The organism is Cryobacterium serini, assembly GCF_004404025.1.
Lineage (GTDB): Bacteria > Actinomycetota > Actinomycetes > Actinomycetales > Microbacteriaceae > Cryobacterium > Cryobacterium serini.
On the sequence record NZ_SOHN01000016.1, the window covers coordinates 377737 to 395613 of the forward strand.

18 protein-coding genes and 1 tRNA gene are annotated in these 17877 nt (G+C 65.1%); 12 read left to right on the forward strand and 7 right to left on the reverse strand.

Annotated elements, in window-relative coordinates:
* Nucleotides 1–70: 70 nt before the first annotated feature.
* The gene (locus E3T51_RS13740; RefSeq protein WP_104192075.1) at nucleotides 71–649 is read right to left on the reverse strand and encodes a 5-formyltetrahydrofolate cyclo-ligase; all 579 of its coding nucleotides are present in this window, start codon (nucleotides 647–649) and stop codon (nucleotides 71–73) included.
* A gap of 34 nt (nucleotides 650–683) precedes the next feature.
* Here E3T51_RS13740 and galU point away from each other — a divergent pair, with 34 nt between their 5' ends.
* From galU to E3T51_RS13760, 4 genes are all read left to right on the forward strand, one after another.
* Nucleotides 684–1577 (forward strand): UTP--glucose-1-phosphate uridylyltransferase GalU, encoded by an 894-nt coding sequence (gene galU, locus E3T51_RS13745; protein ID WP_104192076.1) that lies wholly within the window; start codon nucleotides 684–686, stop codon nucleotides 1575–1577.
* Nucleotides 1578–1627: 50 nt separating this feature from the next.
* Nucleotides 1628–2287, forward strand: a complete 660-nt coding sequence (locus E3T51_RS13750; RefSeq protein WP_134530304.1) for a GNAT family N-acetyltransferase — start codon at nucleotides 1628–1630, stop codon at nucleotides 2285–2287.
* Nucleotides 2288–2392: 105 nt separating this feature from the next.
* On the forward strand, nucleotides 2393–3334 hold the full coding sequence (locus E3T51_RS13755) for a hypothetical protein (RefSeq protein WP_134530305.1): 942 nt from the start codon (nucleotides 2393–2395) through the stop codon (nucleotides 3332–3334).
* Between the two features lie 64 nt (nucleotides 3335–3398).
* Nucleotides 3399–3471 (forward strand) — tRNA-Ala (locus E3T51_RS13760).
* 410 nt (nucleotides 3472–3881) lie between these two features.
* On the opposite strand, the gene E3T51_RS13765 is transcribed toward E3T51_RS13760, so the two are convergent.
* A complete protein-coding gene (locus E3T51_RS13765) occupies nucleotides 3882–4721 on the reverse strand; it encodes an IclR family transcriptional regulator (protein ID WP_134530306.1) in 840 nt (279 codons plus the stop codon).
* A 170-nt stretch (nucleotides 4722–4891) separates the two neighbouring features.
* Between E3T51_RS13765 and E3T51_RS13770 the strand changes: the two genes are divergently transcribed.
* Together E3T51_RS13770 and E3T51_RS13775 are read left to right on the forward strand one after the other, a co-directional pair.
* The gene (locus tag E3T51_RS13770) at nucleotides 4892–5608 is read left to right on the forward strand and encodes a CoA transferase subunit A (RefSeq protein ID WP_134530307.1); all 717 of its coding nucleotides are present in this window, start codon (nucleotides 4892–4894) and stop codon (nucleotides 5606–5608) included.
* Nucleotides 5609–5623: 15 nt separating this feature from the next.
* Nucleotides 5624–6271, forward strand: a complete 648-nt coding sequence (locus E3T51_RS13775; RefSeq protein WP_134530308.1) for a CoA transferase subunit B — start codon at nucleotides 5624–5626, stop codon at nucleotides 6269–6271.
* A 56-nt stretch (nucleotides 6272–6327) separates the two neighbouring features.
* On the opposite strand, the gene E3T51_RS13780 is transcribed toward E3T51_RS13775, so the two are convergent.
* Nucleotides 6328–6543 carry a hypothetical protein gene (locus tag E3T51_RS13780; protein ID WP_134530309.1) on the reverse strand — a complete coding sequence of 72 codons (216 nt, stop codon included), beginning with the start codon at nucleotides 6541–6543 and terminating at the stop codon, nucleotides 6328–6330.
* Complete coding sequence (locus tag E3T51_RS13785) at nucleotides 6524–7504, reverse strand: trypsin-like serine peptidase (RefSeq protein ID WP_134530310.1); 981 nt, start codon at nucleotides 7502–7504, stop codon at nucleotides 6524–6526. Before E3T51_RS13785 ends, E3T51_RS13780 begins: the two co-directional genes overlap by 20 nt.
* A gap of 226 nt (nucleotides 7505–7730) precedes the next feature.
* Between E3T51_RS13785 and E3T51_RS13790 the strand changes: the two genes are divergently transcribed.
* Genes E3T51_RS13790 through E3T51_RS13805 form a run of 4 tightly spaced genes read left to right on the forward strand, consistent with a single transcriptional unit; the run spans nucleotide 7731 to nucleotide 12498 of the window.
* Nucleotides 7731–8489 carry a LamB/YcsF family protein gene (locus E3T51_RS13790; protein ID WP_134530311.1) on the forward strand — a complete coding sequence of 253 codons (759 nt, stop codon included), beginning with the start codon at nucleotides 7731–7733 and terminating at the stop codon, nucleotides 8487–8489.
* A 3-nt stretch (nucleotides 8490–8492) separates the two neighbouring features.
* Nucleotides 8493–10058: a 5-oxoprolinase subunit B/C family protein gene (locus E3T51_RS13795; RefSeq protein WP_134530312.1), complete on the forward strand. Its 1566-nt coding sequence runs from the start codon at nucleotides 8493–8495 to the stop codon at nucleotides 10056–10058.
* Nucleotides 10059–10061: 3 nt separating this feature from the next.
* The gene (locus E3T51_RS13800; RefSeq protein ID WP_134530313.1) at nucleotides 10062–11792 is read left to right on the forward strand and encodes an acetyl/propionyl/methylcrotonyl-CoA carboxylase subunit alpha; all 1731 of its coding nucleotides are present in this window, start codon (nucleotides 10062–10064) and stop codon (nucleotides 11790–11792) included.
* A 25-nt stretch (nucleotides 11793–11817) separates the two neighbouring features.
* A complete protein-coding gene (locus E3T51_RS13805) occupies nucleotides 11818–12498 on the forward strand; it encodes a GntR family transcriptional regulator (RefSeq protein ID WP_134530314.1) in 681 nt (226 codons plus the stop codon).
* 24 nt (nucleotides 12499–12522) lie between these two features.
* On the opposite strand, the gene E3T51_RS13810 is transcribed toward E3T51_RS13805, so the two are convergent.
* The 3 genes from E3T51_RS13810 to E3T51_RS13820 form a co-directional block, all read right to left on the reverse strand.
* Nucleotides 12523–13314 (reverse strand): putative hydro-lyase, encoded by a 792-nt coding sequence (locus E3T51_RS13810; protein WP_420898442.1) that lies wholly within the window; start codon nucleotides 13312–13314, stop codon nucleotides 12523–12525.
* Nucleotides 13311–14531 carry an NRAMP family divalent metal transporter gene (locus E3T51_RS13815; protein WP_241989332.1) on the reverse strand — a complete coding sequence of 407 codons (1221 nt, stop codon included), beginning with the start codon at nucleotides 14529–14531 and terminating at the stop codon, nucleotides 13311–13313. The genes E3T51_RS13810 and E3T51_RS13815 overlap by 4 nt, the downstream gene beginning before the upstream one ends.
* Before the next feature lie 384 nt (nucleotides 14532–14915).
* Complete coding sequence (locus E3T51_RS13820) at nucleotides 14916–15515, reverse strand: PadR family transcriptional regulator (RefSeq protein ID WP_134530315.1); 600 nt, start codon at nucleotides 15513–15515, stop codon at nucleotides 14916–14918.
* A gap of 97 nt (nucleotides 15516–15612) precedes the next feature.
* On the opposite strand from E3T51_RS13820, the gene E3T51_RS13825 reads away from it, so the two are divergent.
* Entirely contained in the window at nucleotides 15613–16734 is a 1122-nt protein-coding gene (locus E3T51_RS13825) for an aromatic ring-hydroxylating dioxygenase subunit alpha (protein ID WP_134530316.1), read from the forward strand.
* Between the two features lie 12 nt (nucleotides 16735–16746).
* Nucleotides 16747–17757 (forward strand): PDR/VanB family oxidoreductase, encoded by a 1011-nt coding sequence (locus tag E3T51_RS13830; protein ID WP_134530317.1) that lies wholly within the window; start codon nucleotides 16747–16749, stop codon nucleotides 17755–17757.
* Nucleotides 17758–17877: the final 120 nt, after the last annotated feature.

The following is a 17877-nucleotide window of genomic DNA, read 5'->3' on the forward strand; positions in this document are numbered from 1 at the left end:
GCCAAGACTAAGGTTATGCGCGCACAGACCCCCGCAGGTTCAGAACCGGGGTCCCAGGCGGTGAAAACGGTTAGAAAGCGATGATTCGGGTCGGCGTCACGAGGCCGTTGACGGGCTGATCGTGCACTTCGCGGGGAACTTCGTCGAGGTACTCGCTGTCGAAGACCACGGCGTATACCGGCGGGCATTTCTCCATCGAGCCGAGGGTCTTGTCGAAGTAGCCGCGACCCCAGCCCATGCGTAGTCCCGACTCGTCCACGGCCGCCGCGGGAACAATGATGAGGTCGACGTCATTGATGGCGATTGGCCCGAGCAGGGTTCCCACGGCTTCTGGTACGCCGGAAATTCCGGTGAATTCCTCGTCACCGTCGCCGACGGTCCAATCGAGCAAGCCGTCTTCGCGCGAAATGGGGAAGAGAACGCGAATACCTTCTGCCGTAGCCCAGTTGAGAAAAGGTCGGGTATCAGGTTCGTTGCGGGCTGACAGGTAGCAGGAGATAGACCGCGCTGACAGGTCGAGCACAAGGCTTTGCAGATTTTCCGTGAAACCGGCCGTGGCGAAGTCGCGCTCGGAGGACGTCAGGTTCTGACGGCGTTCGCGTAATTCCGCTCGTAGCGCACGCTTTCGATGAGCTATGTCGGAGTCCATATAAGGCATCCTACTTGCCACTAACCTAGTGCCCATGGGTACCCCGATAACTAAAGCAGTCATTCCCGCAGCTGGACTCGGAACACGCTTCCTCCCAGCGACCAAGGCCATGCCAAAGGAGATGCTGCCCGTCGTCGACAAGCCGGCTATCCAGTACGTCGTCGAAGAAGCGGTCGCGGCCGGGCTCAGCGACGTGCTGATGGTTACCGGGCGCAACAAGAACGCCCTGGAGAACCATTTCGATCGCATGACTGAGCTCGAGGCCATGTTGGAACGCAAGGGGGACCAGACCCGGCTGGCCAAGGTGCGTGAATCCAACGAGCTCGCCGATATCCACTATGTGCGGCAGGGCGACCCGCGCGGACTTGGCCACGCCGTACTGCGCTCGCGGATGCACGTGGGAAACGAGCCGTTCGCCGTGCTGCTCGGTGACGACATCATCGACTCGCGCGACCCGCTGCTGACCCGCATGCTCGAAGAGCAGATCAAGCGTGGCGCCAGCATCGTTGCCCTGCTCGAGGTCGACCCCTCACAGATTCATATGTATGGGGCGGCTGCGGTCGAAGCTACCGATGACCCTGACGTCGTGCGCATCACCGGCCTCGTCGAGAAGCCCAGCGCCGAAGATGCCCCTTCCAACCTTGCCATCATCGGCCGGTATGTGTTGCGTCCCGAAATTTTCGATATTCTTGAACACACGGCGCCCGGCAAGGGCAACGAGATTCAGCTCACCGATGCCCTGCAGGAGATGGCTGTCACCCCGGAGTCCACCGGCGGCGTGTACGGCCTCATCTTTCGTGGCCGTCGTTACGACACCGGCGACCGGCTCGACTACATCAAGGCGATCGTGCAGCTCGCCGTCGATCGTGAAGATCTCGGTGCCGACCTCAAGCCGTGGCTGCGCGAATTCGTCGCCACACTGCACTAACGATTTTCCCCGCCCCACCCGGCTTCTCACCCACGACAGACAGGCGAACCGTGCCGATCGCAATTCCGACCCTCCGTGAGGGGGCAGTCACCCTGCGACCCATCCGATTGCGCGATTCGCGCGCTCTCGAGGGCGAACTGCTGGCGAACCGCTCGTGGTTGCGCAAATGGGAGGCGACCAACCCCTACGCGCCGATGTCTTTCGACACGCGCGCGAGCATCCGCAGCCTGTTGACGCATTCGCGGTCGGGCAACGGCCTGCCGTTCATTGTGGAACACAACGGCGAACTGGCCGGTCAACTGAACGTGTCGTCGATCACCTGGGGATCGCTGTCGTCGGCCACCATCGGCTACTGGGTCAGTGAAAAGTTTGCCGGCCAGTCGGTCACCCCTACGGCTGTCGCGCTCGCGACGGACTACTGCTTCTATCAGCTCGGCCTGCACCGCATGGAGATCTGCATTCGCCCCGAGAACAAGGCCAGCCTGCGCGTCGTTGAAAAGCTCGGCTTTCGATATGAGGGTCTGCGCCGACGGTATATCCACATCAACGGCGACTGGCGCGACCATTTCTGCTTCGGCCTGGTCGCCGAGGAACTCAGCCAGGGCGTCATGCGCCGCTGGCAAGATGACCTGGTACCAGCGGATGCGGCGAGCGTCACCGCGGCAGATTTGGAGTCGGCCGCGCATCCGGTGCGTGTCATCACCCGATGACGGTCAAGAATTTCCCTGTTCGGGGGCGAAATCAGTGTATTAACTTGGGTGACACACCGGGAGTAATCCTCGGTGGATGTGCCCGCGCCTCCTACCGTTGTCAACATGAGTAGTGAGGCATTGGGTGGCGGGGTCATGGTGGCGGTGGCTGCTGTGCTCTGGGTTGCCTACTTGATGCCCACTTGGTCGCGCCGCAAGCAGTTTCAGGCAACCGAACGAAATGCGGTGCGATTGCAACAGACACTGCGTATTCTGGCTGAAACCGCCGAGGTTCCGCAGCAAGTGCGGCTTGAAGCGAATGCACGCACCGTAGCCGAGCAGCAACGCATTCTGGCCAGGGCCGAGCAATCGGAGCGGGCTGAAGCGCAGGCGATAGCGGATGCAGCCAGCGACGCTCGCCGCGCCGCCGCCGCTGTGGCCGCCGCGGCCGCGCCACGCCTGCCGGAGTTTCCGGTGAAGAAACTTCGGCGTCTTCGGCGCTTTCGCGGCCTGGTGTCGCTGATTCTCCTGACCGGTTTCGTGCTGGCGGTATCGGGGATCTCTGCCGCTCTGACCGGTTCGTTCACGGCGCTGGTCGGCGGCGGAGTCGTAATGGTCGCCGCGTTTACCGTTCTCGGAAGACTCGCCACAGTCGCACGTTCGGCGCGCATCGTTCGACTGGAAGCCCCCATGGAGTTGCCCGTGCTGATCAGGCAAACCTTCGAACCCGTGCAGCTAGAGCAGACTCCGGTCGCGGCGGCCACCTGGACGCCGCAACCGGTGCCGCGAGCGCTGCACCTCTCGCGCGGGTCCATTGCGCAGACGGCGATGGCATCCGTTGAAGCGGCCAACCAACTGCGCAGGGCAGCCGCCGAAGCGGAGGTCGCTCGTCGTGCCGCCGTACTCGCGGAGGAGGCCAACCGAGTGGTCACGCCGATCGCCCGGCCCGTCGTGGCGGCGACCACTGCTGCGGTGCCCAGCCGCTTCGCGTCGATGGGTATTGTCGGCGAGACAGTCCCGGGCATGACCGACCTCGATGCCGTGCTGCGTCGTCGTCGCGCGGTCTAATTGACGCCCCGCGCCAAAGCGGCAAAACTGTTGGCCAGCCCGTGATATTCTTCAAAGGCAGTTTGGGGCTATGGCGCAGTTGGTAGCGCGTCTCGTTCGCAATGAGAAGGTCAGGAGTTCGAATCTCCTTAGCTCCACTGTAGAAGGGCCAGTATCCGAAAGGGTGCTGGCCCTTCGTCGTCTTGGAGCGGCTGCTTTATTCTGTCCGTGGATGGCACAGGAGGGTGAGCCGAGCCTGGCCGATAGCAGGGCGTCCTGACCCTGACTACAAGCGTATAGTTACCTGTAATTTACGGGAGCTATGGTGAAAATCCCGCCCCGCGAAAGCGGGGTGGGACGTCTTCTAAGGCCGACGTCTCTACTGTCCGCAACGTACCAGTGAAATTGCATGCGGTAATCTGCGAGCGTTGCTAAAGCTGACAGAATTAGAGATCACGCTCAACTCTTACGGGATGCCCTGCAACGTCCGAGGCGTCACGTGCGTGCGTGCGTGCGCTGCGCATCTTGGGTGTGACGGAGCACGACCGATACCTCGGCTCGCGGGTCGCTAGGTGATCGGCGGGCGCTGCAGGGTCTGGCTGATGCGGCTGGCCTCGTCGAGCAGAAGTTGACCGAGGATCTTCTGCCGCTCGGGCTTGAACCGCGGCTCGATGCCGGTCAGCGAGAGCGCCCAGCCGGGGCGGCCGCTGCGGTCGAAGATCGCGGCGCCCATGCCCCAGCTTCCTTCCAGGATGAGTCCGGGATTCACCGCATAGCCGGTTTCCCTGGTTCGTTCGAGATTGGCACGGATGCTGGCGGGTGAGTGCTGCGCGCCCCAGCGAGCCGAGAACGCGTCGGTGTCGTCGAGGAGGGCATCCACTTCTGCTGTGGGCAGATAGGCCAGAATGGCCAGTCCAGCGGATGCGACGCCCAACGGAAATCGCACCCCCTCGTGCAGCACGAAGGAGCGGATGGGAAAGCTGCCCTCTTCGCGGAGGAGGCACACGGTTTCACCGCCCCGCCGGATAGACAGGAACGCGCTCTCCCCGGTCTCTTCGGCCAGGCGCACGAGGCTCGGCCGGGCAAGCTCTTCGATCGGGTAGCGGGCGGCGGCGACAGTTCCCATGACGAAGACCTCGGGGCCGTAGTGCCAGGTATGGCGCACGACATCGTGGTCGAGCAGGCCCTCGGCGGCGAGCGAGGTGAGCAGCCGGTGCACGGTGGGCCGGGTCAGGCCGGAGTGCTGCACGATCTCGGCCAGGGAAGTGCCTAAAGGATTTTGACCGACGAGACGCAGCAGTAGGGCAACGCGCCCGACAACCTGTGCGCCCTGCACCGGTTGGGCCAGGCGGGCCAGCTGGCCGCCGCGGGCCTTCAGCGCCGCAGGTGTGGCCGACTGACCGGTCATATCGACTCCTTTGTCCATAATGTGGATAATTCGAAGCCTACTGTTCATGACATGGAGTCGCAATGCTATAACGATTGACAGGGCTTGTTGGCGCTGAATACCATGGCGTTAGGCAGTAGCGTCCACAAGGTGGACACGTAGCAATGACCATCACTCAATGAGGAGAATGTATGTTCAAGGTTCAGGCCAGCGCGAGTGAGGCGCTGCGCGACGTTCTGCGCGACGGGATGGTCATCGCGGTCGGCGGATTCGGCCTGAGCGGTATTCCGGCCGACCTCATCGACGCGGTGCGGGCATCCGGGGTGAAAGATCTCACGGTCGTCTCGAACAATATGGGTGTCGACGGCAAGGGACTGGGCGTATTGCTCGAAGCCGGTCAGGTGCGGAAGGTCATCGCCTCGTATGTGGGTGAGAACAAGCTGTTCGCCGAGCAGTTTCTGGCCGGCGTGCTCGAGGTTGAATTCAGCCCCCAGGGCACGCTCGCCGAACGGCTGCGGGCCGGGGGCGCTGGCATTCCGGCTTTCTATACCAAGACCGGCGTCGGCACGCTCATCGCCGAGGGCAAACCGCTCGCCGACTTCGACGGTGAAACCTACCTGCAGGAACGCGGCATCGTCGCCGATGTCGCCCTGGTTAAGGCGTGGCGCGCCGACACCCTCGGTAACCTCGAGTACCGGTTCACCGCCCGCAACTTCAACCCGGTCGTGGCGACCGCCGGCCTCGTGACGATCGCTGAGGCCGAGGTAATCGTTGAGCCCGGCGGCATCGATCCGAACCACGTCATCACCCCGGGCGTCTACGTGCAGCGTTTGATCCAGTCCTCGGCGCGGGTTAAAGACATCGAACAGCGCACAGTGCGCAGCCGGCCTGTTCTGGCCAGCCTGTAGTGAGGGAGTAGAACCATGGCTTGGACTAGAGATGAAATGGCCGCGGTCGCGGCGCAGGAACTCAACGATGGCGACTACGTGAACCTCGGCATCGGCATCCCGACGCTCGTTGCCAACAATCTGCCTGAGGGCATCCACGTGACGATGCAGAGCGAGAACGGGCTGCTGGGCATGGGGCCGTTCCCGTTTGAGGGTGAGGAAGATGCCGACCTCATCAACGCCGGCAAGCAGACCGTCACGGTGCTGCCGGGGGCGGCGATCTTCGACTCGGCGACCTCCTTCGGCATGATCCGCGGCGGTCATGTGAAGGTTGCCATTCTCGGCGCTATGCAGGTTTCCGCGCTCGGTGACCTCGCCAACTGGACCATTCCCGGCAAGATGGTCAAGGGCATGGGCGGCGCGATGGACCTCGTAGCCGGCACCCCGCGCGTAGTGGTGCTCACCGAACACGTCGCGAAAGACGGAACGCCGAAGATCGTCACCGAGTGCACCCTGCCGCTCACCGGCGTGCGGGTCGTCGATCGCATCATCAGCGACACGGCCGTCTTCGACGTGACGCCGACCGGCCTCGTGCTCCGACAGCGGGCCCCCGGTGTGAGCCTGCAAGACATCGAAGACACCACAGAGGCAGCGTTCACGATCGGGGAAACTGCTCCGGTCTAGTCATCCGATCAACCAGTGAAAGCCCCGTCCAAGTCTCGGACGGGGCTTTCACTGGTTCAGGATTCCGTCGGCGGGGTTTCCGCGTCGGCGGCCCGTTTGGCCTCTGGCACGGTCGTGGCGTCGTCGAGCTCGCGTGACCCGTCGGGGTTGAGGCGGATTATGCGCGGCCGGGCCGCGCGCATCCGTTCGTCAGTCCAGTCCTCGACATCGGAGTTGAGGCGCTGCCGGGCGGCTGGGCGTTTGTCGCTCGGGTCACGCGGATGCGGCGACATAGGTGTTCTCGATGACAGACCCCCAGTAGGGTCCGAACATAGTGTTCGCGATGTTGTTGTAGCCGAAACTGTTGACCGAGTTCTGCAGGCCGGTGGAACCGCTGCCGATCATCCACGGGCCGCCCGACGATCCGCCGGTCATGTCGCAGGGGATGCCCTGCGACTGGGTTTGGCCGTAGGGGTCAGGGGTGGCGGTGCCGTAGCAGGACTGCAGGGTCTCACCGTTGAACGGCGCGGCTGCCGGATAGCCGTAGGCGGTGTACGTAAGGCCGCGGCTCTGGTTGAAGGTGACGCCCGACGCGCCGACACTGTCGCTCAGAGACGAGCCGGTGGGTGAGGAAACGATGGCGAAGCCGGTGTCATAGCTGATGTCACCGCTGTTGCTCCACTGGGTGGGAGCGTACAGCACGGTGGCATTCCACTGGCCGAACGGTGCTGAGCCGTTCTCGTAGGCTGGCACGAAGATGAGTCGTGTGGCGAAATTGCCCGGGCCCTCGTTGACGCAGTGTCCTGCGGTGACGACAGTGTTTTCATTCGCGGCCGAGACCGAGTTGCCGGAACAAACGTAGTCGGTGCCGCCGAGGGTGAAGAAAATTTTGCCGATGTGGGAGATGGGGGAGACCCGAGAGGCCGTGGGTGACGGCTCGGGGTCGGCCTTCTGTGGGGACACCAGAGACGTTGCTCCGGCCGCGACCGCGCCGATTGCTCCTGCGGCCACATTATCTTGCACCAGGACTTCGCCGGGGATGGCGGACTGCATGCGTTCGGACGTCCAATAGTTGCCGCCTTGTTGGGTCTGCGGAACGACCCAGCGTTCGACATCCGAGGACGCAGAAGAAACTACTGACTCCGGTGCGATGGCGGCGGAGGCAGCGCCAGCCGACAAGAAACCGCCGGTCGCGACCAACGTGCCGATCAGAAGCGCCGAGAAGGCGCCAGATTTCACTTTGCTGCGCATCATTGCTTCACTCCAGTTATCGATCGCATCCAGCGGACTGTTTTGCCGCGAGTATTCATACAATATTCGGCAGTGCATTCGTTGTCCACCCCTTATGGGCGGCGCCTATTATGGGGTGCAAGCGCGGGTATCTTTGTCGGGATCTGGTCGGAAGAACACTCGATTTCGACTCGATTGTTGAACAATAGTTGGAAATACGGCAGTCTAAGGGGAACGAAAGACGGGGACCATGCCAACCATCGATCTGAACAGCGACGTCGGGGAGTCCTTCGGCAACTGGACATTCGGCGACGACGCTGCCATCATCGCCTCGGTCACGAGCGTCAATGTGGCTGGCGGCTTCCATGCCGGTGATCCAACGACAATTCGCGCGACCTGCGCTGCGGCGGCCGCCGCCGGCGTCACGGTGGGCGCACACCCCGGGTACCGCGACCTGGCCGGCTTCGGCCGCCGTTTCATCGAGATGGATCCAGCCGAACTCAGCAACGATGTGATCTACCAGATCGGCGCGGTGCAGGCCCTCGCGCGCGCAGCCGGCACCGCTGTACGTTACGTGAAGCCACACGGCGCCCTCTACAACACCATCGCCCACCACCAAGTGCAGGCGCAGGCTGTGGTCGACGCCATAATCGCCGTGGACCCGACCCTGCCGCTGATGGTTCTGCCCAACAGCGACATCGAACGAATCGCCCAGACCGCCGGGCTGCGCACAGTGGCCGAAGCGTTCGCCGACCGCGCCTACAACCCCGACGGCAGTCTCGTGTCGCGCACGCTGCCCGGAGCCGTGCTGCATTCGGTTGAGGCTGTGACCGCTCAGGTCGTTCGCCTCGCCCTCGAGGGCACAGTGGTCGCCGTCGACGGCTCGGTCATCGCCATGCCTGCAGAGAGCATCTGCCTGCACGGCGACACCCCCGACGCTGTGCACCTCGCCGCAGCGGTGCGTTCCGCGCTGCTGGCGGCCGGCATCTCCATCACCAGTTTCGTATAGCGGATGCCGCCCCCCATTCGATCTATCCGTCCCGTTGGGGACCGGGCCGTACTCGTGCAGCTCGGGGGCCTCAGCGAAGTGCTCGGGCTCTACGAGGCGCTGCGCGAGCATCCGCTGCCCGGACAGGTGGACCTGGTTGCCGCCGCCGAAACCGTGCTCGTGATGGCCGACACCGCGGCGGCAGCACGCGGGTTCGCCGCCAGGCTGCGCGCGATCGAATCGCGCACGGCCGCCGCCGAAAGCGACGAGCTCGTGACCATCGACGTTATCTACGACGGGGATGACCTCGACGAGGTCGGCGAAGTCACCGGCCTCGGCCCAGACGGCGTGATCGCAGTGCACACCGGGCAGCTGTGGACCGCCGCGTTCGGCGGCTTCGCCCCCGGTTTCGCCTACCTCGTCGGCGACGACCGACTGAGGGTCGCCCGGCGCAACAGTCCGCGTGCGGCTGTGCCGGCCGGTGCAGTGGCGCTCGCCGACGCCTATTCGGCTGTCTATCCGCGGGTCACTCCCGGTGGCTGGCAGCTGATCGGTCGCACTGATGCCGCCCTATGGAGCCTCGACCGCGAGCAGCCGGCGCTCATTCAACCGGGCAATCGGGTACAGTTCCGCGCTGTGCGCGAGTTCGTGCGTGCCGCGCCGACGCCCAGCGGGACCGAAGCCCTCGACCTCCCGCCCGACCTCCTCGTCGTACAACCCGGGCCGCAGACCATCGTGCAGGATCTCGGTCGCCCTGGTCTCGCTCACCTCGGCGTGGCGGGCGCCGGCGCCCTCGACCGCGGAGCCCTGCGGCGCAGCAATCGCCTGGTCGGTAACCCCGCCTCCGCCGCTGCGCTCGAAAACGCCCTCGGCGGCCTCGTACTCGACGCGCGCACCGAGCAGGTGGTAGCGGTGGCGGGAGCCTCCGTTCTCATCACGATCAGCAAAACGGATGCCGCCCCCCGCGTCGTGCCCACCAACGCGCCCTTCGCGCTGCACGCCGGCGAACGGTTGACCCTCGACGCCCCCGCGTGGGGCGTGCGCAGCTACGTCGCCGTGCGCGGCGGCTTGGACCTGCCGCTCGTACTCGGTAGCCGCTCGACCGACTCGATGTCGGGCATCGGCCCGCGGCCGCTCGTGGCCGGCACCGGATTACGGGTGTTGCCGGCCCCTCCAACGAGCGTGGTCGGTGCTGCTGAACCCGCGGTCGACCCGCCGGACGCGGTGACCGTGCTGCGCTATGTTCTCGGCCCCCGTGCTGACTGGTTCAGCGCCGACACGCTCGCCGGTTTCGACCGCACCGACTGGGCCGTCACCGCCCAGTCGAACCGCATCGGCCTGCGTCTGGACGGGCCGGCCCTTGAACGCGCGCACGGCGGCGAACTGCCAAGCGAGGGCACCGTGTCCGGCGCCATCCAGCTGCCAGCCTCGGGCGTTCCGGTGTTGTTCCTCGCCGACCACCCGGTCACCGGTGGTTACCCGGTGCTCGGCGTCGTGCTGCACGCCGACCTGGACCGGGCGGCGCAACTCGGCACGGGCGCGCGCATCCGCTTTGCCGCCGTCACCACTGAAACCCCGAACGAGAGCTGAACCGTGCAGAAAGTACTCATTGCCAACCGCGGCGAAATCGCCGTGCGCATCATTCGTGGCTGCTCAGACGCCGGGCTTGACTCCGTGGCCGTCTACGCCGACGTCGACGCCGACGCGCTGCACGTTGGCCTGGCCACCGAGGCCTACGCCCTGGGCGGCAACAGCCCGGCCGACACCTATCTCAACGTTCCGAAACTGCTCGCCATCGCTCGCCGGGCCGGCGCGGATGCGGTGCACCCCGGGTACGGCTTTCTCTCCGAGAACGCCGACTTCGCCCAAGCCGTGCAGGACGCAGGGCTGACCTGGATCGGCCCGAGCCCGGAAAGCATCCGGGTGCTCGGCAACAAGGTCTCGGCACGCGAGATTGCCGTGCGGGTGGGCGCTCCACTCGTGGCCGGTTCGAACGGCACCGTCGAGACCGCCGCCGAGGTGCGCGCGTTCGCTGAGGAACATGGCCTGCCGGTTGCCATCAAGGCGGCGTTCGGCGGCGGCGGTCGCGGCATGAAGGTGGTCTGGGAACTCGACGCCATCGAGGAATCGTTCGACTCGGCGGTGCGCGAGAGCGTTGCAGCCTTCGGCCGCGGCGAATGCTACGTTGAGCGCTTTCTGCACAAGCCCCGGCACGTCGAGGCTCAGATTCTGGCCGACGGGAACGGCAACGTGATCGTCGTCGGCACCCGCGACTGCTCGCTGCAACGCCGCAACCAGAAACTGGTCGAAGAGGCGCCAGCCCCTTTTCTTACCACAGACCAGCACGATCTCATCTACACCTCGGCGAAAGCCATCTGCCGTGAGGCGGGCTATGTCGGCGCCGGCACCGTGGAATACCTGCTCGCCGACGACGGCAGCGTTTCCTTTCTCGAGGTCAACACGCGGCTGCAGGTGGAGCATCCAATCACCGAGGAGACGTCAGGAATCGACCTCGTGCTCGCCCAACTCGCCATCGCGGCCGGCGAAGGGCTGCCGGTGTCGAAAGACCCCGTGCCGCGCGGCCACTCGTTTGAATTCCGCATCAATGCCGAAGACCCCGGCCGCGGATTTCTGCCGTCACCCGGCACCGTGACGACGTTCACCGTGCCGACCGGGCCGGGAATCCGGGTGGATTCCGGCATCCGTTCTGGTGATGCCGTTGCCCCGCAATTCGATTCGCTGCTCGCCAAACTCATCGTCACCGGCGCTGACCGCCCGCAGGCCCTGCGACGTGCCCGCCGGGCGCTCGCCGAGTTCGAGATCGAGGGCCTGCCGACCGTGTTGTCGTTTCACCGGGCGGTCGTCGACCTGCCCGTATTCGCCGGGCCCGACCGGCTCGGTGTGTACACGAGTTGGATTGAAACCGAGTTCGCCGAGCAACTCGCGCACGATCCCTCGCTCGCCCCGGCCGCCCCGCTCGTGAGCCGCCGCACCGTCACGATCGAACTCGACGGGCGGAGGATGGCCCTGGGCCTGCCTGAGAACCTGCTTGGTGGGCTCGTGCAGGGTGGCGCTGCTGCCGTGGCGCCGTCGATCCCGAAATCCGACCCGGCCGAACTGCGCTCCACTATGAGTGGCACCGTTGTGAAATGGCTCGTTGAGCCCGGCGCCACGGTGACCGAGGGCGAGGCTCTGCTGGTGCTCGAGGCCATGAAGATGGAATCGACCGTCGCCGCACACCGCTCCGGAACGCTCGTTGGACTCTTCGTGGCGGCCGGCGACGCCGTGACGGTGCACGCCGTCGTCGCTGAGATCGAGGCTTGAGCGCGAGAGTCGATACTGTGTGGCTATGACCCTCGACGAGATCCTTCCCGACCTGCGTCGCCAGAGCGTCGACGTGCGCCACGCCGAAACCGGCTTGTGGGCGGCGTCGATGCTGCGCGACCGCATCTCGGCCGGCCAGCTCGCGCCGGGCGCGAAACTGTCGGAGGAGCCGCTCTGCGAGGTGCTCGGCGTTTCTCGCAACACCCTGCGCGAGGCGTTCGCCACCCTCGCCGGCGAGCACGTCGTTACCCGCATCCCCAATCGTGGTGTCTTCGTGGCCCGGCCGACCGCCGACGATATCCGTGAGATTTACCGGGTACGACGCTTTCTGGAACCGGCCGCGCTCACCTGGTCGACCGCGTCGCCAACGGATGCCCTCCACGCCGCGATCGCGCGCGCCCGGGCTGCTCGAAGTGACGGTTCGGTGCCGGGCATGGCGAGCGCCAACCAGGACTTTCATGCGGGCGTCGTCGCGCTGACTCGAAGTGACCGCCTCAACGCGCAGATGACCCAGGTGCTCGCCGAGATGCGGCTGGTGTTCCACTCGATGGTGGCCGATCCGCTGTTTCACTCGCCCTACATCGACGACAACGCCGTCATTCTGGCGAAGTTCGAGGCGGGGGAGCGGCCGGCGGCTGCCGCACTCATGGTCGACTACCTGCGTCGCGCCGAGCAGCAGCTGCTCGAGGCGCACGCCCGCACGTAAAGCTGCGGCATCCGTTGAGGCGCGCTACAGCACCAGATAATCGGAGTCGCGGGCGTCCGTGATGAGCATGTGGCCGGGGGCGTGGCCGATCGCCAGCGGCGGACGGGACTCCATCACGGCTGCTTGCGGTGTGACTCCACAGGCCCAGAACACGGGAACGAAGCCGTCGGCCACCGTCACAGGGTCTCCGAAATCGGGGTTGGCGAGGTCACGGATTCCCAGATCGGTCGGATCCCCGATGTGTACGGGGGCGCCGTGGACGGCGGGGTACTGGGCGGTGATGCGCGCGGCATCTGCTACCCGGTCAGCGGCGATCGGGCGCATCGACACGACGAGGGGGCCCGCCATGCTGCCAGCGGATGCGCAGCGCCGGTTGGTGCGGTACATTGGCACGTTCCGGCCCTGCTCGATGTGGGCGATCGGAATGCCCGCGCCCTGAAGAGCCGCCTCGAAGGTGAAACTGCAGCCGACGATGAAGGTCACCAGGTCGTCGCACCACCACGCCGAAAGGTCGGTGGGCTCATCGACGAGCACCCCGTTCTGATAGACCGTGTAGCGCCCGACATCGGTGCGAATGTCACCGCCGAGCAGCAGCGGGCCAGTCGTCTGCCCGGCCTCGAGCACGCCGAGAATCGGGCACGGCTTGGGATTGCGTTCGGCGAACAGCAGAACGTCGAAGGCCTGCTCCTTCGGCACGATGACGAGGTTCGCCTGGGTGAAACCGCTCGACCAGCCCGCCGTCGGCGTGGCGAGGCCGTCGCGAAACAGTGCGCGAGCCTGGGCAGGCGAGAGATTGGCCCGGTCGATGGTACTCACGCCCACAGCTGCACGAGGCCGCCGAGCGAGCGGTAGCCGAGATAGAGGGTGAGGAGCCAGGCGGCGACACCGACGACGAGCAGCCACTTCGGGTATACGTAGCCGCCGAGTAGGTCGCGGCGGCGCCACGCCACCCAGAGGATGACCGCAAAGCCAACCGGAAGGATCAGCCCGTTCACAGCGCCGGCCATGATGAGCAGGGTGGCCGGAGCCTGGCCGAGCAGAGTGAAGGCCGTTGCCGACACCGCGATGAACACGCAGGTGGCGATGCTGCGCACCCGCGGCGAGGTCTTGGCGGTGGTGACGAACGAGATCGACGTGTACGCGGCGCCGATCACCGAGGTGATCGATGCGGCCCAGAGGATCACACCGAACAACTGGAGGCCAATGTCGCCGGCCGCGGACTGGAACGCTTCGGCCGCGAGGTTGTCGCTGGTGAGGGCAACGCCGCCGGCGACAACGCCGAGAATCGCAAGGAACAACAGCACGCGGATGACGCCGGTGATAATGATGCCGAGGATGGAACTCTTGGTGATCTCGCCCACGTTCTCGCGGCCGGAAACGCCGGCATCGATCATGCGGTGCGCGCCGGCATAGGTGATGTACCCGCCGATGGTGCCGCCGATGAGGGTCGTGATGATGAGAAAGTCCACGTTGTCGGGAATGACGGCGTTCTTGAGCGCTTCGCCGAGCGGCGGTTGCGACACGATGGCCACGTAGCCGATGAGCAGAATCATGACGGCGCCGAGCACGACCACAATCTTGTCGAGTGCCACGCCGGCGCGCTTGCTCAGGAAGATGGCGATGGCCACGGCGGCCGACACGAGTCCGCCGATCTTCGGATCGATGCCGAACAGAACGTTCGTGCCGAGGCCGGTTCCGGCGATGTTTCCCACGTTGAAGATCAGTCCACCGGTGAAGATCAGGGCGGCGAGAAACCAGCCGGCGCCGGGCAACACGGTGTTGGCGAGTTCCTGGGCGCGCTTGCCGCTGACCCCGATCACTCGCCACACGTTCAGTTGCACGGCGATGTCCACCAGGATCGACACCACGATGGCGAAAGCGAAGGCGGCGCCGAGCTGCACTGTGAAGGTGGTGGTCTGCACGATGAAGCCGGGGCCGACCGCGCTGGTCGCCATGAGAAACATCGCCCCGAGGAGTGCGCCACGGTGTTTGTTCTTCAGCTTCTTTGGTTTGCGTGTAACGGTCGTGGCCATAGGTGCTGCTCACTTCTTTGGGATACGAGTCACCACCGGCGGTCACTGATTGTGAGAAAGCCTATGATTGTTCAACAATCATCGCAACTCTTCTGCACGAATTGGGTCATCTTGTAATCTGCTTGAAACGCGGCGGCCGGTTGGAGCGCGCGCACTCGGTTGTTGCACGGGTTTCCCGGCGCATAACTCCTGCAAATCGTGGGGAGCGCCACAGGCTTCCGCAGGATTCCGCAGTGGGATTCCCGCGACCGTGCAGATTGCAGGAGTTATGCGCACGGCGGGTGGAACGGATGCCGGCGGCCGGCCGGCGCGGCCGCGATCACCCTGGAGCGGCGATCGCGCGGATCCTGCTCGCGGGTACCCACGCCGCGATTTTCCAGGTGGTCAACCAAGTGGGGCATCCGTTTTATTGAGCTCATCGATGAGCGCGAGCCCCCGCTCGGCCCATTGGATCTCGTGCTCGGCCCGTGCGATCAAGCCCTCATAGGTATAGCGCTTATAGGCACGGATGCTCGCGTGCTCGCTCGCCGGCGCGTGGACGAGGCGTTTTTCGAGCATGGCGCTCGTTCCGGTGTCGATCTCGCGCACCTTCTCGAGCCACTCGACCCGCTGTTCGTCGAAGTTGGCGATATGGGCGTGCAGCGCAGCGCGCGCCGCGTCGGGCTCGGCCCACTCGAGGTAGGCGGCCTTGAGGTGGGCCGGGTCGCGTTCGCGGGTGTAGCTGAGCGGCTCGTTCATCCAGGCGCGAAAGGCGTCGAGGCCGGCCGTCGTCACGTGGTATTCGCGCTTCTTGCCGCGCGGCCCCCACGGAACCTCGGCGCCGATGAGCAGGCCGTCGGCTTCCATGCGGCGTAATTCCGGGTAGATCTGCGAGTCGGGGGCATGCCAGACATGCGAAACGGATGCCTGAAACGCCTTGGACAGGTCGTAGCCGGTCATCGGTTCCACGGTGAGAAGCGCCAACAGGGCGTGTCGAAGGCTCAAGGCGTTCTCATTTCGGTCTTGTGAGTAACTACCAGCATAGATAGTCTGAACCTGCGCTAACTATCTATGGGGATAGTTAGCTGACCGGAGGTTATCAATGACGATCATCCAGACCAAGAGTTCGACCACGAACAAGGTACTCAACTACCCGCTCAATACCTGGTACGTCGCCGCCTGGGACCACGAGGTCACCCGCAAGCTGATCTCCCGAAAGGTCGCCGATAAGCCGCTGGCCATCTACCGCACCGAAGATGGTCGGCCGGTGGCGCTCGCCGACGCATGCTGGCACCGCCTCGCCCCGCTATCGCAGGGCAAGCTGCTCACCAAGGACGAGATTCAGTGCCCGTACCACGGCATCGTCTACAACTCCGCCGGCCGCTGCGTGTCGATGCCCGCGCAGGAGACCATCAACCCGAGCGCGACCGTGCCCTCGTACCCGATCGTCGAACGCCACCGTTTTGTCTGGGTCTGGCTCGGCGACGCGAGCCTCGCCAACCCCGACACCATTCCCGACATGCACCAGATGGACCACCCCGAGTGGGCCGGCGACGGCCTCACCATTCCGGTCACTTGCAACTACCAGCTCGTGTTGGACAACCTGATGGACCTGACCCACGAAGAATTCGTGCACGGCTCGAGCATTGGCCAGGCTGAGCTGAGCGAATCCGACTTCGAGGTCACGCACGACGACACCACCGTCACGGTCTCACGCTGGATGCGGGGCATCGACGCGCCGCCGTTCTGGCTGAAGAACATGCGGGACAAGTTTCCGGGCTTCACTGGCAAGGTCGACCGGTGGCAGATCATCCACTTTGAAGCGCCCTCGACCATCAACATTGATGTGGGAGTTGCCAAGGCCGGTACTGGCGCGCCTGAAGGCGACCGCAGCCAGGGTGTCAACGGCTATGTGATGAACACCATCACCCCGGAAACAGCACGCAGTGCGCACTACTTCTGGGCCTTCATGCGCAATTACCGCCTGGAAAGCCAGCTGATCACCTCACAGTTGCGCGCCGGCGTCTCCGGCGTGTTCAAGGAGGACGAGGACATGCTCCTGGCCCAGCAGACCGCCATCGACGCCAACCCCGACTACGAGTTCTACAACCTCAATATCGATGCCGGCGGTCTGTGGGTGCGCCGCCTCATTGAGAAGATGCTCGAGGACGAAGGCCGATCGGTCTCCGCCGGCCGCACTGGCCGCGTGAGCGACGCCAACTAGGCGGGCACAACCATGGCAGCCACCAATATTGAGGTCTGGCAGCAGGCGACGGTCATCGAGACCGTGGCCGTTGCCACCAACATCCAGCGCATCGTGCTGGAGCCAGCCTCACCCAAACGGGCCGAACCGGGTACGCACCTCGACGTATTCGTCACGGTCAATGGCGAGCGGCAGAAGCGTTCGTACTCCGTCGTCGACTCTACCGACGATGGCTCGCGGGTGGCGATCAGCGTGCTGCAGGCGCCGCTGTCCCGCGGCGGCTCGATCTTTATGCACTCGTTGAACCCGGGCGATACGCTCGAGATCACCCAGCCGCTGCAGAACTTTCCGCTGCGGGTCGGCGCACCAAGCTACGTGCTGTTGGCCGGCGGCATCGGTGTGACCGCGATCGTCAATATGGCGCGGGTACTGAGGAAACTCGGCGCGAAGTACACACTCGTCTACGCGGCCCGCAGCCGGGAGCGCATGGCTTACCTGCCTGAGCTGCATGCGCTGCACGGCGACAACCTGCGGGTGCATATCGACGACGAGGGCACCGAATTGTCGGTGGCCGAGTTGGTCGGCAGCGTTGACCAGCAGACCGAGCTCTACATGTGCGGGCCGATCCGCCTGATGGATGCGGTGCGCCGCGCCTGGCGCGAACGCGAGCTCACCTATCCCAACCTGCGGTTCGAAACCTTCGGCAACAGCGGTTGGTACGACCCGGAGGAGTTCATCGTGCGGGTGCCGCGACTCGGCGTTGAAACGCGCGTGTCGGCTGGCCGCTCAATGCTCGAAGCTCTCGAAGACGCCGGCGTCGAGATGATGTTCGACTGCCGCAAGGGCGAATGTGGCCTGTGCGAGGTCAAGGTGCTCGCCCTGGAGGGAGCCATCGATCACCGCGACGTGTTCTACAGCGAACGTCAGCAGCACACCGCCGCCACGATGTGCTGCTGCGTCTCCCGCGCTGTCACCTCGCCGTCCGGCCTCCACGCGGATGCCGCGCACGGCGGCCCCGCGATCGTCACCATCGGCGTCTCCTAGGCGTCTCGCCGCACGCCTGCCGCCGGTTGCGCCCGCGATTGCTGCACGCGCGGCTGGCAACCATTAGCCGTGCGCGCGTGCAGCTTTCGAACGCGTGAGCGCGGACCGCAGATGCTGCGC

Bases quoted from the DNA above. Each gene is read 5' to 3' on its own strand.
- E3T51_RS13740 (WP_104192075.1), bottom strand. From the start codon at position 649: ATGGACTCCGACATAGCTCATCGAAAGCGTGCGCTACGAGCGGAATTA.
- galU (WP_104192076.1), top strand. From the start codon at position 684: ATGGGTACCCCGATAACTAAAGCAGTCATTCCCGCAGCTGGACTCGGA.
- E3T51_RS13755 (WP_134530305.1), top strand. From the start codon at position 2,393: ATGAGTAGTGAGGCATTGGGTGGCGGGGTCATGGTGGCGGTGGCTGCT.
- E3T51_RS13765 (WP_134530306.1), bottom strand. From the start codon at position 4,721: ATGACCGGTCAGTCGGCCACACCTGCGGCGCTGAAGGCCCGCGGCGGC.
- E3T51_RS13770 (WP_134530307.1), top strand. From the start codon at position 4,892: ATGTTCAAGGTTCAGGCCAGCGCGAGTGAGGCGCTGCGCGACGTTCTG.
- E3T51_RS13775 (WP_134530308.1), top strand. From the start codon at position 5,624: ATGGCTTGGACTAGAGATGAAATGGCCGCGGTCGCGGCGCAGGAACTC.
- E3T51_RS13780 (WP_134530309.1), bottom strand. From the start codon at position 6,543: ATGTCGCCGCATCCGCGTGACCCGAGCGACAAACGCCCAGCCGCCCGG.
- E3T51_RS13785 (WP_134530310.1), bottom strand. From the start codon at position 7,504: ATGATGCGCAGCAAAGTGAAATCTGGCGCCTTCTCGGCGCTTCTGATC.
- E3T51_RS13790 (WP_134530311.1), top strand. From the start codon at position 7,731: ATGCCAACCATCGATCTGAACAGCGACGTCGGGGAGTCCTTCGGCAAC.
- E3T51_RS13795 (WP_134530312.1), top strand. From the start codon at position 8,493: ATGCCGCCCCCCATTCGATCTATCCGTCCCGTTGGGGACCGGGCCGTA.
- E3T51_RS13805 (WP_134530314.1), top strand. From the start codon at position 11,818: ATGACCCTCGACGAGATCCTTCCCGACCTGCGTCGCCAGAGCGTCGAC.
- E3T51_RS13815 (WP_241989332.1), bottom strand. From the start codon at position 14,531: ATGGCCACGACCGTTACACGCAAACCAAAGAAGCTGAAGAACAAACAC.
- E3T51_RS13825 (WP_134530316.1), top strand. From the start codon at position 15,613: ATGACGATCATCCAGACCAAGAGTTCGACCACGAACAAGGTACTCAAC.
- E3T51_RS13830 (WP_134530317.1), top strand. From the start codon at position 16,747: ATGGCAGCCACCAATATTGAGGTCTGGCAGCAGGCGACGGTCATCGAG.